The 24,766-nt window shown below is 74.2% G+C and carries 20 protein-coding genes; 10 read left to right on the forward strand and 10 right to left on the reverse strand.

What is annotated here, in order from left to right; all coding sequences use genetic code 11:
* Positions 1 to 11: 11 nt before the first annotated feature.
* From SPRI_RS20505 to SPRI_RS20515, 3 genes are read right to left on the reverse strand one after another with little or no spacing between them, the layout of a single operon-like run.
* Entirely contained in the window at positions 12 to 842 is an 831-nt protein-coding gene (locus SPRI_RS20505; RefSeq protein WP_005315819.1) for an ABC transporter ATP-binding protein, read from the reverse strand.
* Positions 839 to 1,909 carry a FecCD family ABC transporter permease gene (locus SPRI_RS20510; RefSeq protein WP_005315822.1) on the reverse strand — a complete coding sequence of 357 codons (1,071 nt, stop codon included), beginning with the start codon at positions 1,907 to 1,909 and terminating at the stop codon, positions 839 to 841. Before SPRI_RS20510 ends, SPRI_RS20505 begins: the two co-directional genes overlap by 4 nt.
* Positions 1,906 to 2,916, reverse strand: a complete 1,011-nt coding sequence (locus SPRI_RS20515) for a FecCD family ABC transporter permease (protein WP_005315825.1) — start codon at positions 2,914 to 2,916, stop codon at positions 1,906 to 1,908. Before SPRI_RS20515 ends, SPRI_RS20510 begins: the two co-directional genes overlap by 4 nt.
* A gap of 140 nt (positions 2,917 to 3,056) precedes the next feature.
* On the opposite strand from SPRI_RS20515, the gene SPRI_RS20520 reads away from it, so the two are divergent.
* A complete protein-coding gene (locus SPRI_RS20520) occupies positions 3,057 to 3,701 on the forward strand; it encodes an HAD family hydrolase (RefSeq protein WP_005315827.1) in 645 nt (214 codons plus the stop codon).
* On the opposite strand, the gene SPRI_RS20525 is transcribed toward SPRI_RS20520, so the two are convergent.
* Positions 3,680 to 3,928: a hypothetical protein gene (locus tag SPRI_RS20525; RefSeq protein ID WP_005315830.1), complete on the reverse strand. Its 249-nt coding sequence runs from the start codon at positions 3,926 to 3,928 to the stop codon at positions 3,680 to 3,682. The two genes, SPRI_RS20520 and SPRI_RS20525, sit on opposite strands and share 22 nt — an antisense overlap.
* A 181-nt stretch (positions 3,929 to 4,109) precedes the next feature.
* Between SPRI_RS20525 and SPRI_RS39770 the strand changes: the two genes are divergently transcribed.
* Positions 4,110 to 4,493, forward strand: coding sequence for a cold-shock protein (locus tag SPRI_RS39770; RefSeq protein ID WP_005315833.1), 384 nt, complete (start codon positions 4,110 to 4,112; stop codon positions 4,491 to 4,493).
* Between the two features lie 18 nt (positions 4,494 to 4,511).
* Here the strand turns inward: SPRI_RS39770 and SPRI_RS20535 are convergent, their stop codons facing one another.
* The 4 genes from SPRI_RS20535 to SPRI_RS20550 all read right to left on the reverse strand — a co-directional run bounded on the left by SPRI_RS20535 (position 4,512) and on the right by SPRI_RS20550 (position 8,024).
* Positions 4,512 to 5,360 (reverse strand): 1,4-dihydroxy-6-naphthoate synthase, encoded by an 849-nt coding sequence (locus SPRI_RS20535; RefSeq protein ID WP_005315835.1) that lies wholly within the window; start codon positions 5,358 to 5,360, stop codon positions 4,512 to 4,514.
* Positions 5,357 to 6,043 (reverse strand): futalosine hydrolase, encoded by a 687-nt coding sequence (locus tag SPRI_RS20540; protein WP_053557158.1) that lies wholly within the window; start codon positions 6,041 to 6,043, stop codon positions 5,357 to 5,359. The genes SPRI_RS20535 and SPRI_RS20540 overlap by 4 nt, the downstream gene beginning before the upstream one ends.
* Positions 6,044 to 6,064: 21 nt before the next feature.
* The gene (locus SPRI_RS20545) at positions 6,065 to 6,544 is read right to left on the reverse strand and encodes a hypothetical protein (protein WP_005315843.1); all 480 of its coding nucleotides are present in this window, start codon (positions 6,542 to 6,544) and stop codon (positions 6,065 to 6,067) included.
* A gap of 127 nt (positions 6,545 to 6,671) precedes the next feature.
* Positions 6,672 to 8,024, reverse strand: coding sequence for an MFS transporter (locus SPRI_RS20550; RefSeq protein ID WP_053557159.1), 1,353 nt, complete (start codon positions 8,022 to 8,024; stop codon positions 6,672 to 6,674).
* Between the two features lie 492 nt (positions 8,025 to 8,516).
* On the opposite strand from SPRI_RS20550, the gene SPRI_RS20555 reads away from it, so the two are divergent.
* The 6 genes from SPRI_RS20555 to SPRI_RS20580 all read left to right on the forward strand — a co-directional run bounded on the left by SPRI_RS20555 (position 8,517) and on the right by SPRI_RS20580 (position 19,445).
* Entirely contained in the window at positions 8,517 to 9,461 is a 945-nt protein-coding gene (locus SPRI_RS20555; protein ID WP_078951272.1) for a DUF3027 domain-containing protein, read from the forward strand.
* Between the two features lie 1,064 nt (positions 9,462 to 10,525).
* Positions 10,526 to 13,669, forward strand: coding sequence for a sacsin N-terminal ATP-binding-like domain-containing protein (locus SPRI_RS20560; protein ID WP_053557765.1), 3,144 nt, complete (start codon positions 10,526 to 10,528; stop codon positions 13,667 to 13,669).
* Positions 13,670 to 13,810: 141 nt separating this feature from the next.
* Positions 13,811 to 14,512: a hypothetical protein gene (locus tag SPRI_RS38905; RefSeq protein ID WP_063805352.1), complete on the forward strand. Its 702-nt coding sequence runs from the start codon at positions 13,811 to 13,813 to the stop codon at positions 14,510 to 14,512.
* 73 nt (positions 14,513 to 14,585) lie between these two features.
* On the forward strand, positions 14,586 to 17,495 hold the full coding sequence (locus SPRI_RS20570) for a M48 family metalloprotease (RefSeq protein ID WP_053557161.1): 2,910 nt from the start codon (positions 14,586 to 14,588) through the stop codon (positions 17,493 to 17,495).
* A gap of 111 nt (positions 17,496 to 17,606) precedes the next feature.
* Entirely contained in the window at positions 17,607 to 18,779 is a 1,173-nt protein-coding gene (locus SPRI_RS20575; protein WP_005315858.1) for a cation diffusion facilitator family transporter, read from the forward strand.
* A 12-nt stretch (positions 18,780 to 18,791) separates the two neighbouring features.
* A complete protein-coding gene (locus SPRI_RS20580) occupies positions 18,792 to 19,445 on the forward strand; it encodes a class I SAM-dependent methyltransferase (protein ID WP_005315861.1) in 654 nt (217 codons plus the stop codon).
* A 72-nt stretch (positions 19,446 to 19,517) separates the two neighbouring features.
* On the opposite strand, the gene SPRI_RS20585 is transcribed toward SPRI_RS20580, so the two are convergent.
* Together SPRI_RS20585 and SPRI_RS20590 are read right to left on the reverse strand one after the other, a co-directional pair.
* Complete coding sequence (locus SPRI_RS20585) at positions 19,518 to 21,866, reverse strand: ABC transporter permease (RefSeq protein ID WP_238996237.1); 2,349 nt, start codon at positions 21,864 to 21,866, stop codon at positions 19,518 to 19,520.
* Positions 21,863 to 22,570: an ABC transporter ATP-binding protein gene (locus tag SPRI_RS20590; protein ID WP_005315866.1), complete on the reverse strand. Its 708-nt coding sequence runs from the start codon at positions 22,568 to 22,570 to the stop codon at positions 21,863 to 21,865. The genes SPRI_RS20585 and SPRI_RS20590 overlap by 4 nt, the downstream gene beginning before the upstream one ends.
* Positions 22,571 to 22,730: 160 nt before the next feature.
* Here SPRI_RS20590 and SPRI_RS20595 point away from each other — a divergent pair, with 160 nt between their 5' ends.
* Together SPRI_RS20595 and SPRI_RS20600 are read left to right on the forward strand one after the other, a co-directional pair.
* The gene (locus tag SPRI_RS20595) at positions 22,731 to 24,068 is read left to right on the forward strand and encodes a sensor histidine kinase (RefSeq protein WP_078535311.1); all 1,338 of its coding nucleotides are present in this window, start codon (positions 22,731 to 22,733) and stop codon (positions 24,066 to 24,068) included.
* Complete coding sequence (locus SPRI_RS20600; RefSeq protein WP_053557163.1) at positions 24,065 to 24,763, forward strand: response regulator; 699 nt, start codon at positions 24,065 to 24,067, stop codon at positions 24,761 to 24,763. The genes SPRI_RS20595 and SPRI_RS20600 overlap by 4 nt, the downstream gene beginning before the upstream one ends.
* The last annotated feature ends 3 nt before the right edge of the window (positions 24,764 to 24,766 follow it).

The following is a 24,766-nucleotide window of genomic DNA, read 5'->3' on the forward strand; positions in this document are numbered from 1 at the left end:
ACGGGAACCTTTCAGGCGGACTGCGGCGTGGAGGTGGGGGTCTTGGGCGGGCCCGGAGGGGAGTACGGCGCTCCGGGAACGACGAGGGGCGAGCCGGTCACCGGGTCGGGGACCACGACCGACTCCATGCCGAACACCTCGCGGACCAGTTCGGCGGTGACGACGTCGGCCGGCGCCCCTTCCGCGACGATCCGGCCCGCCTTCATGGCGACGAGATGGTCGGCGTAGCGGGCGGCCTGGTTGAGGTCGTGGAGCACGGCGACGACCGTCCGGCCGCGTTCGTGGTTCAACTGCCGTACGAGGTCGAGCACCTCGACCTGGTGCGCGATGTCGAGGAAGGTCGTCGGCTCGTCCAGGAGCAGCAGGTCCGTCTCCTGTGCGAGTGCCATGGCGATCCACACGCGCTGTCGCTGACCGCCCGACAGTTCGTCGACGGGCCGGTCGGCGAGGGCGGTGACGTCCGTGCGCTCCATGGCGTCCGTCACGGCGCGTTCGTCCTCCTGCGACCACTGCTGCCACCAGTGCTGGTGGGGTTGGCGGCCGCGGGCCACGAGGTCGGCGACGGTGATCGCCTCCGGCGCGACCGGGGACTGCGGCAGCAGACCGATGGACTTGGCGATCTTCTTCGTCGGGATCGCGGACAGCTCCGCTCCGTCGAGGAGGACCGCGCCGCCCTTGGGCTTCAGCAGCCGGCCCAGCGCCCGCAGGGTCGTCGACTTGCCGCAGGCGTTGGGGCCGACGATGACCGTGACCTGCCCGTCGGGGACCGCGAGGTCGAGTTCGTGCACGACCGTGCGGTCCTCGTAGGCGAGCGTCAGCTCGCGCGCCGTCAGCCTGCTCACGACTTACCTCCAACGGTGCGGCTGCGAACGATCAGCCAGATCAGGTACGGGGCGCCGATCGCGGCCGTCAGCACACCCACCGGGAGCTCCGTGGGCGAGAACAGCCGGCGGGCCGCGAGATCGGCGAGGACGACGATCACCGCGCCGAGCAGTGCGGAACACAGCAGCGGGATCTGCGCGGTCCGGGTCATGCGGCGGGCGATCTGCGGTGCGAGCAGCGCCACGAAGTCGACGGGTCCGGCGGCGCCGGTCGCGATCGACGCCAGTACGACGCCGAGGAGCACGAGCCCGAGCCGTACCCGGCCGAGCCGTACGCCGAGGGCGGTCGCGGTGTCGTCGTCGAGGGAGACCGTGCGCTGGGCCCGGGCGGCCCACAGCACGGCGGGCAGCAGGACGAGCAGCGTCCAGCCGAGGGGCGCCGCCTCCTCCCAGCCGCGGCCGTTCAGCGATCCGGTCATCCAGATCTGCGCCTGCTGGGCGACGAGGTAGTCGCCCTTGGTCATGAACAGCGTCGTGACCGAACGGAGGGCGATGGCGAAGCCGATGCCGATGAGGACGAACCGGGTGGCGTGCAGCCCGCCGCGCCAGGCGAACACGTACACCAGCGCGGCGGCGACGATGCCGCCGGTGACGGACAGGTACGGCAGGACCGAGTACGAGGTGACGCCGAAGGTCATCGCGCCCACGGTGAGCGCGCTCGCGCCCTGGCTGATGCCGATGATGTCGGGGCTGGCGAGCGGATTGCGCGCGACGGTCTGGATCAGCGCGCCGGCGACGCCGAAGGCGGCTCCGACGAGGAGTCCGAGGACCATCCTGGGCAGCCGCAGTGTCCCGACGACGAGTTCGTCCGGCGAGGGCTGCCCGAGGACGACCTTGAGCACCTCGGCGGGCGCGACGAAGCTCTCGCCGACGCTCAGGTAGGCGACGCAGGCCGCGGCGAGCACGAGGCCGAGGCCGAGGGCGACGGCGGCTGCGCGGCGGTGCAGCAGGAAGCTGCCGCGGCCGGTGCGCAGGAGCGTGTACCCGGCGGGCCGGACCCGGCGGCCGGTGAGGGTCTCTGCGCTCATGCCGGCACCGCCCTGCGGCGGACGAGGGCGACCAGGAACGGGACGCCGATCAGCGCGGTCATCACGCCCGCGGGGACCTCGCCCGGCGGGAACACGATCCGGCCGATCACGTCGGAGACGAGCAGCATCACGGGGCCGATCAGCGCCGCCATCGGCAGGACCCAGCGGTGGTCGCTGCCGACGATCGCGCGGGCGATGTGGGGGACGGCCAGGCCGATGAAGGCGATGGGGCCGGCCGCCGCCACTCCGGCGCCGGTGAGCACCGTCGCGCCGACGCCGCCGGTGATCCGTACGGCGGCGACGTTCTGGCCGAGGCCCTTGGCCATGTCCTCCCCGAGCGCCAGCGCGTCCAGGCCGCGGGCCACGGAGATCACCAGGACGGCGCCCACGAGCAGGAAGGGCCAGATCTGGCCGACCACTTCGGCGTCGCGGCCGGCGACGGAGCCGACCTGCCAGAAGCGGAACTCGTCGAGCGCGGCCGCTTTCGTCGTCAGCACGCCCATCGTCACGGAGACCAGCAGCGCGTTGATCGCCGCGCCGCCGAGGGCCAGTTTGACGGGCGTCGCGCCGCCCCGGCCGCGTGCGGCGATCGCGTACACGGCGACGGATGCGACGGCCGCGCCGGCGAAGGCGAACCACACGTATCCGCTCAGCGTGTGCACCCCGGCGAAGGCGATGGCCAGCACCACGCCGACCGAGGCGCCCTGGCTGATGCCGAGGATGCCGGGGTCGGCGATCGGGTTGCGGGTGATGCCCTGGAGGACCGTGCCGGCGAGGGCCAGCGCCGCACCGACCATCAGTCCGATGAGGGTCCGCGGCACCCGGAGCTCGCGTACGACTTCGGCGTCGGGGCTGTGTCCGCCGTTCAGTACGGCGTCGAGGACGGCGGTCGGGGCGACCGGGCGCGCCCCGACCGCGAGGCTGAGCAGCACCGCGAGCAGCAGGGCCGCGACGGCTGCGGCCGTCCACCCGATGCGGCGGGCCGCGAGCGCGCGTCTGGCTGACATGGGAACCAATCGAGGTGCGGTCGTGGCGGGCGTGAGGACGGGCCGGGGCCGGAGGCCGCGGCACGGCCAGGACTGGGCCAAGGTTGGTAAGGCTTGGCTAAGTCTATGCGTCCGAAAATGCGTGCCTACGGGTGGGCACAATGACCCCTATGGCCCCTCACTCCGCCCCACGCCCGCTGACCGTCGGATTCGACCTCGACATGACGCTCATCGACTCGAGACCGGGTATCCACGCCGCCTACCGGGCGTTGTCGCGGGAGACGGGCGTGCGGATCGACGCCGATCTGGCCGTCACACGCCTCGGGCCGCCGCTGGAGCAGGAGTTGGCGCACTGGTTCCCGGACGAGCGGATCCAGGAGACGGCCGACAGGTACCGCGAGATCTACCCGGAGTACGCCATCGCCCCGACGCCCGCGATGCCCGGTGCCCGCGAGGCCGTGGCCGCGGTCCAGGCGTCCGGCGGCCGGGCGATCGTCGTCACGGCGAAGCACGAGCCGAACGCGAAGCTGCACCTCGCGCACCTCGGCATCGTCCCTGACGAGACGATCGGCTGGCTGTGGGCGGAGGCCAAGGCGGAGGCGCTGCACGAGCACGGGGCGAGCGTGTACGTGGGGGACCACATCGGCGACGTGCGGGGAGCGCGCGTCGCCGGCGCGCTGTCCGTGGCGGTGCCGACGGGCCCCTGCGACGCGGACGAACTGCGCGCGGCCGGCGCGGACGTGGTCCTCGACGACCTGACCGCGTTCCCGGCGTGGCTGCGTTCCTACCGCGCGGATCCGGCCTGACGCCGCTGTGCGGCGATGGAACGCAGCACGCCCGCGGCGGCGACCATGAAACCGACGCCCATCAGCATGCTCACCAGGTAGGCGGCGGTCGGGAAGGGGTCGGTGCCCAGGAACAGCGGGGCGACCGTCACCACAGTGGCCACCGCGCCGATGATGAACACGACGGCGCCGGCACGCACCAGCCCGTCGCCCGGGGCGGGAGCGGTGGCGGGAGGAGTAGCAGTCATTCGGCCAGGGTAGTTCCCTTGCGCGTATGAACCGACCGGAGACGTCTTGTCACCAGCCTCTGGACCATTAGCCTTGGGGGTGGCGGGTCAGGCGACCCGCTGTAGTGCTATCAAGAGCCGTTTTTCGGCGGACCGACTTGCGGTGCACCAGCGCCCAACGAGTACGAGGACGAGGACAGACGTGCCTACCGGCAAGGTCAAGTGGTTCAACAGTGAGAAGGGCTTCGGCTTTCTCTCCCGCGACGACGGCGGCGACGTCTTCGTGCACTCCTCCGTACTTCCGTCCGGGGTAGAGGCCCTGAAGCCGGGTCAGCGCGTCGAGTTCGGTGTGGTGGCCGGCCAGCGCGGCGACCAGGCGCTGTCGGTGACGCTGCTGGACCCGACCCCGTCGGTGGCTGCCGCGCAGCGGCGCAAACCGGACGAGCTGGCGTCCATCGTGCAGGACCTCACCACGCTCCTGGAGAACATCACCCCGATGCTGGAACGCGGCCGTTACCCCGACAAGGCGCAGGGCGCGAAGATCGCCGGCCTGCTGCGCGCGGTGGCCGACCAGCTGGACGTGTAGCCGTCCGACGCGCTCGCGTCACGCGAAGTTCAGCGCGTCCGGGCCGAGGGGCGGTACGAGCCCCTCGGCCGCGGCACGGGTGAGCAGCCCGCGCACGGCCGCGTAGCCGTCGTCCCCGAGGTCCGCGGTGAACTCGTTGACGTACAGCCCGATGTGGCGGTCGGCGACGGCCGGGTCCATCTCCTGGGCGTGCTCGAGCACGTACGGCCGTGAGGCCTCCGGGTCGTCCCAGGCCATGCGTACGGAAGCGCGGGCCGACTCGGCGAGCAGGCGCAGCGTCTCCTCGCCCAGCGACCGCTTGGCGATGATCGCGCCCAGCGGGATCGGCAGCCCCGTCGTGGACTCCCAGTGCTCGCCCATGTCGGCGAGGGAGTGCAGCCCGTAGTCCTGGTACGTGAAGCGGGCCTCGTGGATGACGAGTCCGGCGTCGACCTTGCCGTCGCGCACAGCGGGCATGATCTCGTGGAACGGCATCACGACCACCTCGCCGACGCCTTCCGGCACGACCTCCGCGGCCCACAGCCGGAACAGCAGGTACGCCGTCGACCGCTCGCTCGGCACGGCGACCGTCTTCCCTGTGAGGTCCGTGCCCGCCTCCCGGGTGAGGACCAGCGGGCCGCAGCCCCGGCCCAGCGCGCCGCCGCACGGCAGCAGGGCGTAGTCGTCGAGCACCCATGGAAGCACCGCGTACGACACCTTCAGCACGTCGTACTCGTCGGCACCGCCGTGCTCGGCCCATCCGTTGGTGATGTCGATGTCGGCGAACGTCACATCGAGCGCGGGCGCGCCGGGGACCCGGCCGTGGGCCCAGGCGTCGAAGACGAAGGTGTCGTTCGGGCAGGGCGAGTACGCGATACGCAGGGTCACGGTTGCTCCTGGAGGACGGGGGCGAGCTGCTGGAACGCCTCGCGCAGCGCGGCCAGCGCCTCGCCGATGCGCCAGGCCGCGCGGTCGCGGGGGCCGACGGCGTTGGACACCGCGCGGATCTCGACGACGGGCACGCCGTGGGCGGCGGCGGCCTCGGCGACGCCGAAGCCCTCCATAGCCTCCGCGGCGGCCCGCGGGTGCCGGCGGGCGAGCTCGGCCGCCCGGGCGGCGCTGCCGGTGACCGTGGACACGGTCAGCACGGGCGCGTGGGCGGCGCCCAGGGTCCTCGCGACGAGCGCCGACAGGCCGGCGGGCGAGGGGTGCGAGGTACGGCCGAAGCCGAGCTCGTCGACGGGCAGGAAGCCGTCGGGGGTGTCGGCGCCGAGATCGGCGGCGACGACGGTGTCGGAGACGACGAGTGATCCGACGGGCGCGTGCGACGGGAAACCGCCGCCGATCCCGGCGGAGACGACGAGACCGTACGGCGTGTCCGCGACGGCGAGGGCGGTCGCGGTCGCCGCGGCGGCAGCGGCGGGGCCGACCCCGCCGACGAGCACGTCGTAGTCGGGGGTGCGGGTCAGCGCGTATCCGCCCGGGAGCGGCACGAGGTCGTCCGCCGGACCGGCGTCGGCGACGACGGCGGCGGCCTCAGCCGCCACCGCGGTCACGACGAGTACGCGCACGGTGTCACCCTCCGGTCCCGGTCAGGACTCCTTCTCGAACTGGAAGTTCCAGATGCCGACGACCTTCTTGCCCTTGGTCTCCATGACGCTGACGGCCGTCTTGGTCGTCGGCTCGCCGGTCGCGGAGGAGAAGAAGGCGTTGCCGGGGATCGTCCGGTACGTCTTCTTGAAGGGCTCCTGCTCCACCGGCTGCGCGCCGAACAGCAGGGTCCAGCCGTTGTCCGCGATCTCCGGGTCGACGCCCATGCGGACCTGGTCGTCCATGGCGACCTTGATGATCTCCGACGGCTTCTTGGTCAGGCAGCCCTGGATCTCGGACTCCTTGATCGCCTCGCCGTCGTTGTAGCAGGCGGCCTCCGCGTGGACGGAGTCCGAACCGATGGTCACCGTGACGAGCGGCGTCGGCTTGTCGCAGGCGGAAAGGACGAGGAGCCCGGCGGAGACGGCACCGAGAGCGGCAGCGGCCCGGCGGCGCTTGCCCGAGAAGAACGCAACGGTCATGAGCCGAAGGCTATCGGGCGCGCTCGGCCCTGCCGCGCGGGGGTGCGCGGCGCGGCGGCCCGGAGCCCGCCGCGGTTACGCCGCGGGAGGTACGTCCGCCGCCGCCGGGCCGCTCCCACGGCCGCCGCTACGCCACCCGGGCCTTCGGCGTGGCCCCGCGGTGACGCGCCGCGCCGAGCAGCCCGCGCCCGGAGGTGACCGCGCCCGCCGCGACGATGCCCGCGGCCACCGACATGCCCACCACGCCGTTCAGCGGCAGCACGATGCCGATGGCGCCGCCCACCACCCACGCCATCTGCAGAAGCGTCTCCGACCTGGCGAACGTGGATGTGCGGACCTGTTCGGGCACGTCCCGCTGGATCACCGCGTCGAGGGACAGCTTCGACAGCGCCTGCGACAGCCCGGCCGTCGCGCCGAGGACCGCCACCATGCCCGTGCCGAAGAAGACCGCGGCCGCGACGGCCGCCGCCAGTACCAGCGACAGCATCGTGACGATGATCGCCTCGGGGGCGCGGGCCTTGAGCCAGGCGCCGATGGCGGTGCCCAGCGCGTTGCCCACGCCGGCCGCGACGCCCACCATCCCGAGCGAGACGGCGGCCGACTGCCCGGAGAGCGGATGCTCACGCAGCAGGAACGCGAGGAAGAAGATGAGGAAGCCGGACAGCGCGCGATGCGCCGCGTTCGCCTGGAGGCCGTGCAGCACCGACGGGCCGACCGTACGCAGCGTCGGCTTCTTCTCGCCGTGCGCGATCATGCGCACGGGTGTCTCGCCCTTGGCCGAGTCGACCTTGGGCGGCATCGTGAAGGCCCAGTACGTGCCGAGGACGAACAGCGCGCACGCCCCGTACAGCGGCCACTGCGGCCCGATCTGCTGGAGCGCCACGCCGATCGGCGCCGCGACACCCGTGGCCAGCAGACCTGCCAGCGTCACCCGGGAGTTCGCCTTCACCAGCGCGAACTTCGGTGGCAGCAGCCGTGGCACGACGGCGCTGCGGACCACGCCGTACGCCTTGGACGACACCAGCACGCCGAGCGCCGCCGGATACAGCTCCAGATCGCCCGTCGCGACGGCTCCCGACATCATGATCGCCAGCAGCGCGCGGGCGAGCATCGCACCCGCCATGGCCGCGCGCCGGCCGTGCGGGAGGCGGTCGAGGAGGGGGCCGATCACGGGGGCGAGCAGGATGAAGGGGGCCATCGTGATGGCCAGGTAGAGCGCGACCCGGCCGCGTGCCGCCTCGGTCGGCACGGAGAAGAACACCGTGGACGCCAGCGCGACGGTGATCATGACGTCGCCCGCGCCGTTCACGGCGTGCAGCTCGATCAGCTTCCCGAGGCCCGATTCGCCGGCGCCGTGCGCGTGCGTCACCTTGCGGATGCCGCGGGCCGTGCCGGTGATGGGAAGGTGCAAGGCGCGGCCGACCGCCCGGCCCGCCCTGCGGGCCGGGCCGTCTCCTTCGGACGACCTTGCGGCTGCCACCCCGTCATAGTGCCCCAAGCCCGCCTGCCCCGAACCGGATGCCGGCTTGCGGTGCGGCGTGTTTTCCCCTTGCGGAGTTCCGCGGGTGTTCCTGCGGTGTTCCCGTGCGGGTGCGTGACCGGTCCGTGCCGGGCCGCCGCCCGGGTTCCCGCGGGCCCCGGCCCTGTCCCCGCCCTGTCCCCGCCCTGTTCCCGCACCGTTCGTGCCGGTCCTGGCAGCCCTTTCGCCGGGCCCGGTTCGGTCCGTCTTGGGACGGGCAGGTGGGCGGCGGGCGTAGGAAGGGGTAGCGTGCGTAGCGCGCCACCGGCGGTTGTTCTCGGCCGCGCGCCTCTTCGGCATCCCGCAGAATGGATGACGTTAGGTGTGCCCGGGATCAGGACGGTCCGGGCGTGTGGACGTCGATGCGGCCCTCTGGTCCGCTCCGTGCGCCGCCCCGTACCTCGTAATCGGCCGAGCGCATCCGTGAGACGGCGTAGGAGAGAAGCGAGACTAGTGAGTGCTGCGACGACGCGAAGCCGTACCCCCGACCGCCTGTGCGCCGAGGCGGTAGACCTCGCCAGGAAGGCGGCCGAGGAGGCCGCGGCGCCTGGGGTGGTCGGAGAGCATGTGTCGCTCGTCTCCGAGGGGGACCGGGTCGTCACGCACTTCTTCGAGTGCCAGGAGGCCGGCTACCGCGGCTGGCGCTGGGCCGTGACCGTCACACGCGCCTCACGGGCGAAGAACGTCACCCTTGACGAAACCGTCCTGCTGCCCGGCCCCGACGCGCTGCTGGCGCCCGAGTGGGTCCCCTGGAGCGAGCGGCTGCGGCCGGGCGACATGGGGCCCGGCGACCTGCTGCCGACCGAGGCGGAGGACCTGCGGCTCGAGCCCGGCTACAGCGGCGAGGACGAGCCGCCGCCGAACTCGGTCCTCGCCGAGCACCCGCCGACCCACGACCTCGTCGAGCTGGTCGAGGCGGAGGACGCGGAGCTCACGGACCGCAGGCCGGCGATCGAGGCCACGACTGACAACGGCCGGGGCCGGATCGCGGCACTCGCCGAGGAACTGGGCATGCGCCGCGCGCGCGTGCTGTCCCGGTACGGGCTCCACGCGGCGGCCGACCGCTGGGAGGAGTCCTACGGCGCGAAGACGCCCATGGCACAGGCCGCCCCGGCGTCCTGCGAATCCTGCGGCTTCCTGGTCCCGATCGCCGGCTCGCTGCGGCAGGCGTTCGGCATCTGCGCGAACGAGTTCTCACCGGCCGACGGCCGGGTGGTCTCGCTGGCGTACGGCTGCGGCGGCCACTCGGAGGCCGCGGTGATGCCGAAGCCGCCGACGCCTCCGCCGCCGGTCTTCGACTCCATGGCGGCGGACGAGTTCCCCCTCCGCCCGGCCCGCGACGGCGGCTCCGTCCCGACGGAATCCGACGGCACGTCGGACGACCTCGGCCACTCGTAACGGGGACCGGGCCAACGCCCCGCCCCCGTTACCCGGGGAACGGGGCGAGCCTGCCGCCACCGACCGGCGCTCCACGCTCCGCGGCGGGTGGTCGCTGCCCCGTCCGGTGAGGCCCGAGGGCCTGCCGGACGACCTGGTCCAAATGCGGCGTGCCGGGCCGTAGGCCCGTCGGCTTGTGGCGAGGGCTTCGTCGGCGGGGGCATGACCTCGGCCACCTGTGGCGCGTGGACCGCAGGCCCGTCGACGAGGTGCCACGACCCCGGCGGGCGCGGGCGACCGGCGGTCGGGCGGGGCTGTCGGCTGCGCCTCGGTGGGTGGCGGCCGGGCTGTCCCGGTGTGGCCTGGCGGTGTCGGACGACTTGGTGGCTGCGGTGTTCCCCGGCCGTGACGGCCGTTCCGTTCCGGCGGTGCCGAACGTCGGACGACCTCGCCCACTCGCGGCGACCGGGCCGCCTCTGCGGGGCGCCCTCGGGAACCGGGCCACGGCCCCGGCGGGCGCGGGTGACCGGCGGTCGGGCCGGGCTGTCGGTTGTGCCTCGGTGGGTGGCGGCCGGGCTGTCCCGGTGTGGCCTGGCGGTGTCGGACGACTTGGTGGCTGCGGTGTTCCCCGGCCGTGACGGCCGTTCCGTTCCGGCGGTGCCGAACGTCGGACGACCTCGCCCACTCGCGGCGACCGGGCCGCCTCTGTGGCGCGCCCCCGGGAACCGGGCCACGGCCCCGGCGTGTGGCGAGGGCTTCGTCCCGGCCGTGACGGCCGTTCCCCTTCGGTCTCCGCGGCGCGCCCCCGGGTCCGCGCGGGGTTCGTGGGGTGGTGACGGAGGGGGCTGACGGCGTGTCGGCCGGCGATTCCGGCCGAAGGCATCCGCGGCCGATGGTGGTTCCGGCGGCACCGCCGGAGGCCGTGGCGTGGTCGGCGCGGGTGGACACGCCCGGAGTGTCGCCGTGGGCGGTGGGCGTGGACCGCACCCCGCGCCGGTACGCGGTACCTTCGGGCGCATCAGGAGTCGGAGCAGGCCGGCGAGGCCGGCCCCGCGCCCGGGAGCCGTAAGAGAGTGGAGCACAGCGTGAGCGTCAGGACGACCGAGTGGGCCGACCCGTTCGGGACGGCGCGGCTGCGGCGCGGGGTGCTCGACGCGTGGGGCGCGAGCCCCGCCCGCTTCAGGGAGGACGCCAACGCCGAGGAGGACCTCGCCCTCGGCGGATACCGGGACCGTCTCGTCGTGGAGCTCGCGCAGAACGCCGCCGACGCCGCGGCCCGTGCCGGTGTCCCCGGCCGGCTGCGGCTCGATCTGCGGCCCGGCGCGGCCGGCGAGCCCGCCGTGTTCGCCGCCGCGAACACCGGCGCCCCGCTGGACGCCACCGGCGTCGAGTCGCTGAGCACCCTGCGGGCCTCCGCGAAGCGCGAGGGCCACGAGGCGGCCGTCGGCCGGTTCGGTGTCGGTTTCGCCGCTGTCCTCGCGGTCAGTGACGAGCCGGCCGTCATCGGCCGGCACGGCGGCGTGCGCTGGTCCCTGGCGGAGGCCAGGGAGCTGGCGGACCGGGCCGCCCAGGCCAGCCCCGGTCTCGGGGACGAGCTGCGCCGCAGGGACGGCCACGTGCCGCTGCTGCGGCTCCCGCTGCCCGCGGAGGGCACCGCGCCCGAGGGCTACGACACGGTCGTCGTGCTGCCGCTGCGCGACGGCGCCGCCGTCGACCTCGTCGAGCGTCTGCTCGCCGGCATCGACGACGCGCTGCTGCTCACGCTGCCCGGCCTGGCCGAGATCGTCATCGAGACCCCCGATGCGACACGGGTGTTGAAGCGTTACGAGCAGGAGCCGTATGTCCGCGTCGAGGACAGCGTGCACGGCGAGCGCCGCTGGCGGGTCGTCAGCCACGGCGGGGCGATCGAGCCTGCGCTGCTGGTGGACCGGCCGGTCGAGGAGCGGCTGCGGCCGCACTGGTCCGTCACCTGGGCCGTCCCGGTCGACGACGAGGGCGCGCCCGTCCGGCCGCTCACCGCGCCCGTGGTGCACGCGCCGACCCCCACGGACGAGCCGCTGGGCGTGCCCGCGCTGCTGATCGCGTCGCTGCCGCTGGACACGACCCGCCGCCACCCGGCCCCCGGGCCGCTCACCGACTTCCTGGTGGAGCGCGCGGCGGACGCGTACGCCGAACTGCTCGGCGGCTGGCAGCCGGTGACCACCGGCGTCATCGATCTGGTGCCGGGCCCGCTCGGCAAGGGCCAGCTGGACGGCGCGCTGCGGGCGGCGGTCCTGCACCGTCTGCCGCGCACCGCGTTCCTCGAGGCGGCGGTGCCGCGCGACGTGTCCGACGAGGACACCGGGCTGCCCGACCGGGTGACCACCAACGGTCTGCGGCCCATCGAGGCGGAGGTTCTGGAGGGCGCGGGCACGGACACCGTGCGGGTCCTGGCGGAGGTCATGCCGACGTTGCTGCCCGCCGGACTCGAGCGCCGGGTGGAGCTGCGCACCCTGGGCGTGGCCCGGGTGCCGCTCACGGAGGCGATCGACCGGCTGGCCGGCCTGGAGCGCGAACCGGCCTGGTGGCACCGCCTGTACGACAGCCTCGCCGGCGTCGACCCGGACCGTCTGTCAGGTCTGCCCGTCCCCCTCGCTGACTCGCGCACCACCATCGGCCCCCGCCAGACGCTGCTCCCGCTCGCGGACACCCCGGCCGACCTGGCACGCCTCGGCCTGAAGGTCGTCCACCCGGACGCCGCCCACCCGTTGCTGGAGAAGCTGGGGGCGCTGCCCGCGACGCCGCGGGCCGTGCTGCGCACCCCGCAGGTGCGCGCGGCGGTGGCGGCCTCCCTCGACGAGGGCGAGGTGTGGGACGAGGACGCCGACACGCTCGACGCGGAGGAGCTCGCCGAGACGGTGCTCGCGCTGGTCCGCGACGCGGAGCTGGAGCCGGGCGACGAGCCGTGGCTCGGCGCGCTCGCCCTGCCCGACGAGGACGGTGAACCGGCTCCGGCCGGTGAACTGGTCCTGCCGGGCAGCCCGTTCGCCTCGGTGATGCGCGAGGGCGAACTCGCCCTGTGCGATGCCGAGCTGGCCGAGCGGTGGGGCGAACAGCCCCTCGCCGCCTGCGGTGTCCTAGCGAACTTCGCCCTGGTGCGCGCCACCGACGTCGTCCTCGACCCGGACGAACTCGAGCCGCGCGAAGGCGACTTCGCCGAGCCCGACGACGCGGGCCTGCTCGACGCGGTGGACGTGTGGTGCGAGGACGTCCTCGACCGGCTGCCGGACACGCCCGTGCCGCCGGTCGCCACGGAGATCGTGGCCGTGCGCGACCTGGACCTGGTGGACGACGACCGCTGGCCGCAGGCGCTCGCGCTGCTGGCGCAGCCGCCGCTGCGGGACGCGCTCACCCAGTCCGTACGGATCCTGCTGCCGGACGGCACGACGGAGACGGTGCGCCCGTACACGGCGTGGTGGCTGCGCGACCATCCGGTGCTGGACGGCCGGCGCCCCGCCGGTCTGCGCGCGTCCGGCGCGGACCCGCTGCTGGAGGGTCTGTACGAGTCGGCCGACACGACGGGCTTCGCCGACGCGCAGGTGCTGCACGCCCTCGGCGTCCGCACCTCGGTCGCGGCGCTGCTGGACGAGCCGGGCGGCGCGGCGGAGCTGCTGTCCCGGCTGGCCGATCCCGACCGTGAGGTGACCGGCCGGCAGCTGCACGGCCTCTACACGGCGCTCGCCGACCTCGACCCCGACCAGGTCACGCTCCCCGACGAGCTGCGCGCGGTGGTGGACGGCGAGGTGCGTGTGGTGGACGCCGCCGACGCGGTCGTCGCGGACACCCCCGACCTGCTGCCGCTGACCGCCGGTCTGCCCCTCCTCCCGGTGGCGCCGACCCGCGCGGCGGACCTGGCGGACCTGTTCCAGGTCAGGCGCCTGAGCGAGACGGTGGACGCGGACGTCACGACCGAGGGCGAGGAGCACGAGGTGCCGGAGTCCGTCCGGATCCTGCTCGGCCCGGCGACGCCCGACTCGTACGTCGAGCACGACGAGCTGGTCGCGGGCGGCACCGAACTCGACTGGCGCCGCACCCCCGACGGCGTGCTGCACGCCGCGACGCTGGAGGGCGTGGCGGCCGGTCTCGCCTGGGCGGCGGGCCAGTGGCCCCGCCGCTTCGAGGTCGCGGCGCTGCTGGAGGACCCGTCCCGTACGGAGGAGTTGGCGAGGGACCGCTGGTTCGACGCGTAGCCGTCCGCTTTCGGACTTCGCGGGGCCCGTCGCTTCCGTACGGTAGCGAAACGCTGACACATGGTCATCTGGCGTGCCACAGTGGACGGTCCCGCTCCGGGGCACCCGGGGCGGGACGGACGACGAACCGCTGGGGGACGAATGGGTTCCGGGACCGAGGTGTCCGGCGACGGCCGGCCGAACGAACTGGTACGCGATCTGGTGCGCTCGGTCGTCGCCGGTCTCGCGCCGGAGGAACTGCCGCTGGTGGACGGGCTCCGGCGGTTCGACGACGCGACGGTGGTGCGGCGGCTGAGCGGCCGGGCCGAGCGCCGTGAGCCGCTCGGCTTCGGCGCCGGTGAGATCGTGATGCTGGTGACGCCCGTGGTGTGGCTGGTCCTCGACGAGGTGGGCCGGCGGGTGCTGACGGGAACGGTGGACGCCGGCGAGCAGCGGGTGAGGGCGGCGCTGCGGCGGGTCTTCCGCCGGTCGGCCGCTCCCGTCGAGGTCCCGCCGCTGACACGCGAGCAGATGGCGGAGGTCAGGGCGCTCGTCCTGGCGGCGGCGGAGAAGCGGCGGCTGTCCCGCAGACGGGCGGAGGAGATCGCGGACGCGGTGGTGGCCGAGTTGGCGCTGTCCGACGCGTCGGGGGCGTCGGACGCTCCGGAGTCTTCCACGTCGTCATCCGAAGCGGCGTCCGGCTCGGTGTCAGGCGCGCCGGACGCGCCTGCCCTGGACGCCCCCCGCACCCCGGCCCCTCGCACCCCGGACGCCGCCGATGCCCCGACCGGTCCGGCCGCCCCCGCCGCTCCGGGAAACACCGGCACCGGTCCTGGCACCGGCACCGGCACCGGCCAGGGCTAGGCGGGCACCGGTGTCTCTTCCCGAGGCCCGGGCCCCACAGCAACCGTCACCTCGACAGCAACCGTGGCCGCGGGTGGACGAGCGGGTGCTGGGCGCCGGGACGAGCGTGCGTTTCGCGATGCTCCTGTTCCTGTTGCTGGCCGCCAGCGGCTCCATGATGCTGACCGTCATCATCGGGCTGTCCGACGGCGACCGGGCCGGCTGCGAACTGGCCGCCGGAGTGGACCCCGACGACTCCGGCTTCTGGGGGCCGGCGGTCAGCACCACCGGCCAGATCCACGCCTTCCAGTACTGCGAGTCGCTCTGGGCGCCCGCGCCGTCGTGGTGGCAGATCGCCGCCTGGCCGGCCCTCCTGGCCGTCTCGGCCGCGCTGCTGTTCAGGTTCCTGCCGCTGTGGAAGGCCCGGCGCGGCCGGGTCGTCCCGCTGGAAGCGGCGGACCCGGACGGCGAACTGCGCCCCCTGCTCGCGGAACTCGCCGCCACGGCGGGGCTGTCGGCGATGCCACGGGTGGTCGTCGACCCGGCCGCCGGGTCGACCGGCGCGGTGGTGTTCGGCCGCACCCGGCGTCCGGTCGTGTGCCTGGACGGCGGGCTGCTGGTCACCCGCCACCGCGACCCCGTGCGCTTCCGCACGGTGCTGCTGCACGAACTCGCGCACATCGCCAACCGCGACATCACCCTCACCTACGCCACTGTCTCCGTGTGGCGGGTCTTCCTGGTCCTGGTGCTCCTGCCGTATCTGCTGCTGCAGGGCTACTGGGTCCACGAGGCCCTGGAGGCCGGCAATGTGCCGTCGCTGGACCGGAAGGTGCTGCTCGCGGCGTTCATGGTCGCGCTGGTCCACCTCGCCCGGTCGGACACCCTGCGCAGCCGTGAGGTCTACGCCGACCTGACCGCGCTCCGCTGGGGGGCTGATCCGCACGGCTGGGCCGGCGGCGGCCCGCCGGATGCCGCGGGGCCTCTCCGGCGCGCCCTCGCGCCGATCCTGGAGCAGTGGCGGACCCATCCCCGACTGGGCCTGCGGCAGGGCGCCCTGTCCGATCCCGCGCCGCTGTTCCGGGCCGCGTCCCTGCCCTTCTTCCTCACCGGCGCGGCGGCCGTCGTGGCCGCGGTGCACCTGCTGTTCCACTTCGCGCCCTACTACATCGCCAGCTCAGGCGTGTATCTGGCCGCCTCGCTGGTCCCCGCGGCCCTGGTCGCCGGGGTGGCCGGTATCGCGCTGTGGCGGGCGGTGGCGTACGCCGTACTGACCGGCGCCCGGGTGCCCTCGGGCATCGCGGCAGGGGCGTGGATGGGGGCCGGCATGACGGCCGGCACCCTCCTCACCGGCATGGGCGCGGGCTCGGCGTGGCTGCCGGAGCGGCCGTACGTCCTGCTGCTGCCCGTGGCGGTGGGGGCGGCCTTCGCGTGGTGGATCACGCAGTGCGCCCACCTGTGGGCGCGTACCTGGCGGGGGCGGACCCTGCGGCCGGCGCTGCTGCTCGGTCTCGGGGCGGTCTTCCTCGCACTGGCGTCGTGGTTCGTCTGGTGGCAGTTGGGCGGAGCGGCGTACGCGGGCGGGTACTCGATGCGGGCCGAGGGGGTGGCCCAGTGGCTCGTGGGGCGGTTCCCCACGACGGCCCCGGTGCGGGAACTCGTCGGGGCGCCGGGCCTCACGACCCTGCTGCCGGTGCTGGACACCTTCGGCGGCACGCCCCTGGTCGCCCTCGCGGCCACCGTTCTGTGGGTCGTGCCGCTGGCCGCCTGGGCGGTCGGACCGGGTGCGGGCGCCCTGCGCTGGACGCCCGCGTCCGCACCCGTGCCCGCGTCCGCACCCGTCGACCCGGTTCCGGCGCTGCGCCGGGTCCTGCTGCCCGGCCTGCTGTGCGGGGCGCTGGCCTGCGTCGCGCTGGTGGCCGTCCAGGTGTACATGCACGGCGGACAGCCGGGGCCGGACGCGCGGGGCGGCCTCTACGCCGTGCGGTACGCGGGCTGGACCCTGCTGGCCCTGGCCGTGCCTTCGGCGCTCGCTGCCACCGCGGCGGGGGTGGCGGCGGGCCGGTTCGGTCTGATCGGCTGCCTGGTCGCGGCCCAGACGGCGACGCTGCTGGGGTTCGCCGGGACGACCGCCCTGGTGTCCCTGGACGGCTGCGTCGAAGCCCTCAGCGTCTTCCAGGACGGCTGCGCCTGGCGTCCGGCGTGGCAGGTGGGGCTGTTCCCCTACGTGCAACTGCTCAACATCGCCTCCGTCGTGGCGACGCTCGTCGCGGGGGCCGTGGCGGTGGGCGTGGCCGTCGTGCGCCGGGTCCGGCCGCCGCGCTCCCGCGTCCCGCGCCGAGCCGCCCGGCCCGGAGGCGTACCGGCCCGGGCCGCCGTCGTCCGGTGGCGCCTGGTGGCGGGCCTGCTCTGCACGCTCGCGGCAGGGACCTCGGCGATCGTCGGCGCGGTCCATCTGCGCGTGCTCAGCGCCGTTCCCGACCTCACCGTCACCCAGCGCGTGACCACGCAGCTGGCCGGTGTCCCCGACAGGCCCGTCCCGGCCGGGACCCGGGTACGGCAGGTCCACGCCTGGTACCACCTGTCCGGCGACGGCCTGGTGGAGCTGGCCACGACCTACAACATCCGGTTGAACGCCGCCCTTCGCGGGGTCAGGAAAGGCGACAGCTGGGACTCCCTGGACCGGCGTTTACGGCCGGTCTGCGCCGACTGGGGCCGGGCCGAGGTGTTCGAGGTGATCTGGTTCCGGGTGCCCGACCGAAGTGCCCAGGCCGACTGGCACGCGCTCGGCGCCTGGGCCGGACAGGGCAGCCGGCGGTGCTTGCAGGGGCTGGACGCCCGCGACGTGCCCGCCGTGATGGAAGCGCTGCGCGAGCTCGACGCGGCCGGTCGCTGCGCGGCGACGGCCAACGCCCGCATCGACGCGGTGCTGCGCGCGGGCGGACGCGCGGGAACCTTCCGCCCGCCCGCGAAGGGGATCACCTGCAACCGCCTGGTGCAGCCGTGAAGGGCCGGTGCGGCAGGTGCCCCCCGCGCGTACTTGCGAGGGAATCGCACCTGGTCACAGGACGTACGACGGCTGTAGCCGCAATGTGATTCCTGTGCCACGGTGGGTGCCATGGCGGGGATCCGGCACACGCATCCGAACGGACACGAACACCACCACGGCGCCCACGGTCACCACCACGGCGCCCACGATCACCCTCCCGGCGATCACGATCGCGATCACGGCCCGGGCCACGATCACGATCACGGCCCCGATCACGATCACGGCCCCGATCACGATCACGGCCCCGGTCCCGGCGGGGCGCGGCATCGCCTCGCCCATCTTCTGCGGCCGCACAGCCACGAGTCCGGTGACAAGGTCGACGCGGCGATGGAGACGTCCCGCGACGGGATGCGCACGCTGTGGATCTCGCTCGTGGTGCTGGCGGCGACCACCGCCGTCCAGGCCGTGATCGTCGCCCTGTCCGGGTCGGTGGCGCTGTTCGGCGACACGGTCCACAACGCCGCCGACGCGCTGACCGCCGTCCCGCTCGGCATCGCCTTCGTGCTCGGCAGACGCGCGGCGAACCGCCGTTTCACGTACGGCTACGGGCGGGCAGAGGATCTGGCGGGCATCGTCATCGTGGCCGTCATCGCCGCATCGGCGGTCGTCGCCGCCTTCATGGCTGTCGACCGGCTGCTGCACCCCCGCGACATCACCCACCTGTGGGCGGTCTCGGTGGCCGCGCTGGTCGGTTTCGCGGGCAACGAGTGGGTCGCCCGCTACCGCATCCGCACCGGCAGACGGATCGGTTCCGCCGCGCTCGTCGCGGACGGCCTGCACGCCCGTACGGACGGGTTCACCTCGCTGGCCGTCCTGTTGGGCGCGGGCGGCGCGGCGCTGGGTGTGCGGTGGGCCGATCCGGTCGTCGGTCTGCTGATCACCGTCGCGATCCTGCTGGTCCTGAGGGACGCCGCACGGGAGGTCTGCCGGCGTCTGATGGACGCGGTCGACCCGGCCCTCGTCGGGACGGCGGAGACGGCGCTTCGCGGCGTGGACGGCGTGCTGGACACCGGGCAGGTGCGGATGCGGTGGATCGGCCACGCGCTGCGCGCGGAGGCCGACATCGTCGTCGATCCGCAACTGACCGTCGTCCAGGCGCATTCGCTGGCCGTCGCGGCCGAGCACGCGCTGATCCACGCCGTACCGCGGCTGACGGCGGCCACGGTCCACATCGACCACCGTCCCGTCGAGGGCGACCCGCACGCGGCACTCGCCCACCACGGCGCTGTCAGTGCCCGCTGAAAGGATCGGCGGATGACCGACTCCTCAGCGATCACCGCCTATTGGGACGCAGCCGCCGACGACTTCGACGCCGAGCCGGACCACGGCCTGCGGGCCGCCGGGACCCGCGACGCGTGGTCCCGGCTGCTCACCGCCTGGCTCCCGCCGGACCCGTCGTCCGTGCTGGACGTCGGCTGCGGCACGGGCTCGCTCTCCGCGCTGGTGGCGGAGGCCGGGCACCGGGTCACCGGCATCGACCTGTCGCCACGGATGGTCGACCGGGCCCGTGCCAAGCTCTCCGCCGCCGGTCTCCCGGCCCGCTTCCTGGTGGGGGACGCGGCGGCGCCGCCGACCGGCGACGAGCGGTTCGACGTCCTGCTCTCCCGCCACCTCGTGTGGACGCTGCCCGATCCGGGGGCCGCCCTCGCCGACTGGACGGCCCGCCTCCGTCCCGGCGGCACGCTGATCCTCGTCGAGGGCAGGTGGCGGGAGTCGGACGGGGCCGGCGGCGGGTACGTGGCGGGTGCGGAGGCCTTGCCCTGGCACGGCGGCGTCACGGCCGCCGACCTGTCGGCCGCCGTCCGCCCCCTGGTCACCGAGCTGCGCGTCGAGCCCTTGTCACACGCCCCCGTCCTCTGGGGCGGCCCGGTGACGGACGAGCGGTACGCGGTGATCGCCCGCGTCTGAGGCCGACGGTCCGGGACCGCACACGCGGTCCCGGACCGACGACCGGGCTCGGTCGCGTCCGGCCGCGAGCCGCTATTCGGTGCGCAGGGCCGTGGCGGTCCGGGCCCTCGCGGCCCATCCGGCGGGCAGGAGCGCGCCCAGGGTGGCGATGAGCAGACCGCCGAGAGCGAGCGGGAGCAGTTCGGCCCCGGAGTAGACGGCGAGGACGGAATCGGGGAGGCGGAGCCCCACGCTCTCGCCCATCGCGGGGAGGACCCGGCCGTGCAGGGCCACGCCGAGCGGCACGCCGAGAGCGCCCGCGACGAGTCCGGTCACGACGACCGAGGTGAGGACCATGGCGACGGTCTGCCGGGGGGTCATCCCGAGCGCCTTGTGGACGCCGATCTCCCGGACGCGCTCGCGGGTGTCGAGCAGAACCCCGCCCAGCACACCGAGCGCGGCGACGGCGACGAGCATCAGCGTGAGGACCGCGGACAGCGCGTTGAGCGTGACGACCATGTCGCCGCCGGCGTCGAGCCCGCCGGCCTGAGCGGTGACACCCAGCGGGGCCAGGTCCCTGTTCAGCGCGGCGACGTAGCCGGACACGTCGGTTCCCGACGAGACCGCGATGTGATGGCTCGTCTCCGTCAGGTCGGGCCGCGCGGCCGCGAGGGTCGAGGCGTCGGTGAAGACCTGCATGCCGTCGTTGCGGGGGTCGAGGACCTCGCCGACGATCCGGACCGGGACCGGCTCGGCCAGGCCGTTCAGGGTGACGGTGTCGCCGATGCGGGTGCCGGTGGCGGCCAGGAAGGGGGTCGGGACCACGGCCTCGCCCGGCTCGTCGAACCAGCGGCCCGAGACCATCGTGTAGCCGCCCCAGGAGGCGTCGCCCGTGAAGGCGACCACGTCGATGGTGGCGGTCGGTCCGGACACGGTCGCCCGTACCGTCGCGGCCCTGTAGTACTTGCCGGTCCCGGCGGCGGCCTCGACGGCCGCGGCGACCGCGACGGGATCGGCCCTCGGCCGCGTCCCGGGTCCAGGACCTCGGGGTCCGAAGTCCGGCAGCGGCGCGGGCACGACGGCATCGGCGGTGTCATGGGCCTTCGCCTTCATCACCTGCCCGAGCGAGGCGACCATCCCCACGGTGAACGTGACGGCGACAGCGCCGAAGAGGACCGCAGTACCCATCGCCAGCGCGCGGCCGGGCCGCGCGAAGGGCCGGGCCAGGCCGAGGGTGACCGGCTGCGGCAACGGCAGCCGTCCGGCCAGGCGGACGGCCCGCCGGCCGCGACCCGTCGAAGCGTTGCGCCCGACGGCGAGCGCGTCGACCGTACGCAGCCGGCCGGCCCGCCAGGCACTCGCCCACGCGGTCGCCGCCACCAGGCCGAGCAGCCCGGCGATCACCGCCAGGTCGACCCAGGGGGCGACGGCCAGGGACGAGGTGCCGTAGACCTCCCCGGTCTCGGCCAGCACGGGGACGGCGAGCAGGTGGCCCGCGAGGACACCGAGGGCCGTGCCGACGGCGGCCGGGATCAGCGCCTGGCCCACGTAGGCCCGCACGACCTGGGCCGGGGTGAAGCCGACGGCCTTGAGGATGCCGATGCGGCGCGTTCCGGTGCCGACGGCCGAGGCCACGACGTTGCCGACGATGAGCACCGACATGACCAGGCCCAGGGCGCCGAAGGCGACGAGGAAGGGGACGTAGACGGCGGTGTCGCGTTCGGCGCTCTTCCTGACGGTGAGCCAGGACTGTTCGCCGACGGCGGCCCCTCGCGGCAGGGATGCCGTCACGGCCTTGCCGCCTGCGCCGATCTGCGCGGCGGTGCCCGCGTCGGTGAAGCGGTAGAGCATCTGGTAGCCGCCGCTGCCGGGCGCGGTGAGCGCCGGCATCTGGGCCGGAACCACCCAGGCGTCGGCGGTCCGCGTGACCGAGCGGGCCACACCGACGACCGTGAGGGCCGGGCCGCCGGACAGGTCGGGGAAGGCGACCTTCATGCCCATGGTCGCAAGGAGCGAGGAGTCGGCGGACAGCACGATCTCGCCGGGGCGCGTGGGCCACCGCCCTTCGAGCAGTGCCACCTTGTCCACGTCGTGCCCACGATCGCCCCGGCCGACCACCGTCATCGGCCACCCGGGGCCCGCCCCGTCCGACCGGGGGGTGACCGTCGCCGTACGGAAGGGCCCGGCCGTACTGCTCACTCCTGCGGCGCCCTTGGACCTCGACAGCTGACCGGGACTCACCCGGTCCGCGTCGAACTGCACGGACAGGTGGGCGCCGTGCTGTTTGCCGAAGGCGTCGTCGAAGGGCGCGCCGGACACCACGAGGAGCGATCCGCCGAGGACGGAGGCGGCCACCGCCATCATCGTGGTGAGCCCGATCACCAGCGTCTGCACCCGGCGTCGTTCCACCCCCGAGCGCACCACCTTGCCGAGCGCGCTCACCGGACGGCCTGGGAGGCGACGGCCTGCGACCGGACGTCCTCGATGATCCGGCCGTCGGCGATCTGGACCGTACGGTTCGTGCAGGACCGGGCCAGAGCCAGGTCGTGGGTGACCACGACGATGGTCTGGCCGTCGGCGTTGAGGCCGCTGAGCAGCCTGCTGACGTCCTGTCCGGCGGCTGTGTCCAGGGCCCCGGTCGGTTCGTCGGCCAGGAGCAGCGCGGGCCGGTTCATCAACGCCCGGGCCACCGCGACGCGCTGCCGCTCGCCGCCGGACAGCCGCCCCGGCCGGGCGCGGGCGTGCCGGTCGATGCCCAGCAGTTCCAGGAGTTCCGCCGCCCTGCGCTCCGCCTCGCGACGCGCCGTGCCCGCGAGGCGCGCCGGCAGGACGACGTTGTCGGTGACGGTCAGATCGTCGAGCAGGTTGAAGAACTGGAAGACCATGCCGATCTTCGACCGCCGGTAGAGCGCCGATCCGGCTTCACCCAGCTTGTCCACCCGCACCCCGTCGACGGTGACGGTCCCCGTATCGGGCCGGTCCAGGCCCGCGATCAGATTGAGCAGCGTGGACTTGCCGCTGCCGGAAGGGCCGAGGATCGCGACGGCCTCGCCGGGCCGCACGGTCAGCGACGCCTCGTGCAGAGCGGGCGGGCCGTCGTCGTATCGGCGGCTCACCTCGCGCAGTTCGAGCACCGGCATGGTCATGAAAGGCTCCTCGGGTACGGGCTGTCGGCTGCGTGAACGCTAGGAGCGGGCCCGGCCCGCACGCGTCGCCCGCCCGGACCCATTGCGGTACCGCGCCGGTAGGAGCCCCGGAAACGTCATCCCTGCGATGTAGGCGGCTGACGTATCCGTTGCGGTGGGAATGCCCGTCGAGGCGGATCCCGCGGGGCCGCGCGGCGGCCACAATGAACCGGTGACGGACGCACGTTTGACGTCGGCGCGGCTGCGGGGAGCCGTCCGCCGGACGGTCCACGACGCCAGGCTTCCGAGTGGTCCTCCCCTGCGGCCCACCCGGCGCGCCCGGCAGTTCGACGCGCTGGTGGCACTGGGACTCGGAATCGCCACCGTCTACTACGGCGTCGACAACGTCGACAACGTCGTGGTGCGTGAGATCGCCCCCGGCGTGGAGCACGCCTTTCCGCGCCCGTCCGGCCTCGGCGGCCTGGTTCTCATGGTGACCCTCGCGGTCGTCGCCTCGGGCGCCCTGGCGCTGCGCCGCCGCTACCCGCTCGCCGTGCTGTGCGTCGCGACGGCCGCGACTCTGGCGACACCGCAGAGCGTCCTGCGGCTGACCTTCTACGCGTTCGTCATCGCCGTCTACAGCGCCGCCGTGTACAGCCCGTACCGGGTGGCGACCCTGGCGGCGCTGCCGGTGTCGGTCGTTCTGGTCGGCACCTCGGGGAACTCGCTGACACCGATCGTCCCCAACGAATACATCGCCCTGCTGATCCTGGCCCCGATGGCCGTGGCGGCCGTCGGCCTGCGTACCTGGAAACTCCGGACCGACGAGGGCCGCACCCGGCTCTCCGCCCTGGAACGCGAACAGGCACAGGCGCTGCGCCGGGCCGTCGAGCACGAGCGGGCCAGGATCGCCCGCGAACTGCACGACGTCGTCACGCACAACGTCAGCGTGATGATCATCCAGGCGGGCGCCGCCCGCAAGATCATGAAAACCTCCCCCGAGCAGGCCGGCGAGGCCCTGCTCGCCGTCGAGGCGGGCGGGCGCGCGGCGATGACCGAGCTGCGCCACGTCATGGGACTGCTCACCATGACCGACGAGGGGGAGGGGACGGACACGGCGGCGGAGCTGACCCCGCAACCCGGCCTGAACCAGCTGGAGGCGCTGGTCGGACGGGTCCGGGACACCGGACTGCGCGTCGACCTGACCGTGACCGGCCTGCCCCGTCCCCTCCCGCCCGGCCTCGAACTCGCCGCCTACCGCGTGGTCCAGGAGGCCCTGACCAACACCGTGAAGCACGCGTCCGGCGCCTTTGCCGCCGTGACCGTCGAGTACGGCCCGCGGCGGCTCCGGGTGGAGGTCACCGACACCGGTGGGCGGCCGGGCGCGGGCACCGGAAGCGGCCGGGGCCTGATCGGCCTGCGCGAGCGTCTCGCCGTCTACGACGCAACCCTGAACACCGGCCGGCGCCTGACCGGCGGCTACCGTGTGGAGGCCCTGATCCCCTTGGAGACGCCGTGACCGAGCCGCCGCGTGTGCTCCTCGCCGACGACCAGACCCTGGTCCGCACGGGATTCCGGTTGATCCTCGGCGCCGACGGCATCGACGTCGTCGCCGAGGCGACCAACGGGACCGAAGCGGTCGAGGCGGCCCGCCGCACACGTCCCGACGTAGTCCTGATGGACGTCCGGATGCCCGAGATGGACGGCCTGGAGGCCACCCGCCGCATCCTCACCGGCGCCCCGGGCGAACCTCGCGTCATCATCCTGACCACGTTCGATCTGGACCGGTACGTCTACGCGGCGCTGTCCGCCGGGGCCAGCGGCTTCCTCCTCAAGGACGTCACCCCCGAGCATCTGACCGCGGCCGTCCGCACGGTCCGGACCGGCGACGCTCTCCTCGCGCCCGCCATCACCCGCCGCCTCGTGGAGCGGTTCACCCGGCGCGGCAGTGACACCGCCGCCCTCCACCGCGACCTGGCCGCGCTCACCCCGCGCGAACTGGAGGTCCTCGGCCTGCTGGCCCGAGGACTGAGCAACGCGGAACTCGCCACCCGTCTCCACCTGGCGGAGGCGACCGTCAAGACCCATGTCGCCCGCATCCTCGCCAAACTCGGGCTCCGTGACCGTGTCCAGGCCGTCATCGTCGCCTACGAGACAGGGCTGGTCAGCGCCGGCGCCCACGAGGACGCCCACGAGTCCGGCGAGCAGATGTAGAAC

The organism is Streptomyces pristinaespiralis (assembly GCF_001278075.1).
Lineage (GTDB): Bacteria > Actinomycetota > Actinomycetes > Streptomycetales > Streptomycetaceae > Streptomyces > Streptomyces pristinaespiralis.

Excerpts from the sequence above, each read along its gene's own strand:
- SPRI_RS20580 (WP_005315861.1), top strand. The coding sequence starts at position 18,792 with ATGACCGACTCCTCAGCGATCACCGCCTATTGGGACGCAGCCGCCGAC.
- SPRI_RS38905 (WP_063805352.1), top strand. The coding sequence starts at position 13,811 with ATGGGTTCCGGGACCGAGGTGTCCGGCGACGGCCGGCCGAACGAACTG.
- SPRI_RS20590 (WP_005315866.1), bottom strand. The coding sequence starts at position 22,570 with ATGACCATGCCGGTGCTCGAACTGCGCGAGGTGAGCCGCCGATACGAC.
- SPRI_RS20520 (WP_005315827.1), top strand. The coding sequence starts at position 3,057 with ATGACCCCTATGGCCCCTCACTCCGCCCCACGCCCGCTGACCGTCGGA.
- SPRI_RS20510 (WP_005315822.1), bottom strand. The coding sequence starts at position 1,909 with ATGAGCGCAGAGACCCTCACCGGCCGCCGGGTCCGGCCCGCCGGGTAC.
- SPRI_RS20525 (WP_005315830.1), bottom strand. The coding sequence starts at position 3,928 with ATGACTGCTACTCCTCCCGCCACCGCTCCCGCCCCGGGCGACGGGCTG.
- SPRI_RS20515 (WP_005315825.1), bottom strand. The coding sequence starts at position 2,916 with ATGTCAGCCAGACGCGCGCTCGCGGCCCGCCGCATCGGGTGGACGGCC.
- SPRI_RS20545 (WP_005315843.1), bottom strand. The coding sequence starts at position 6,544 with ATGACCGTTGCGTTCTTCTCGGGCAAGCGCCGCCGGGCCGCTGCCGCT.
- SPRI_RS20575 (WP_005315858.1), top strand. The coding sequence starts at position 17,607 with ATGGCGGGGATCCGGCACACGCATCCGAACGGACACGAACACCACCAC.
- SPRI_RS20595 (WP_078535311.1), top strand. The coding sequence starts at position 22,731 with ATGCCCGTCGAGGCGGATCCCGCGGGGCCGCGCGGCGGCCACAATGAA.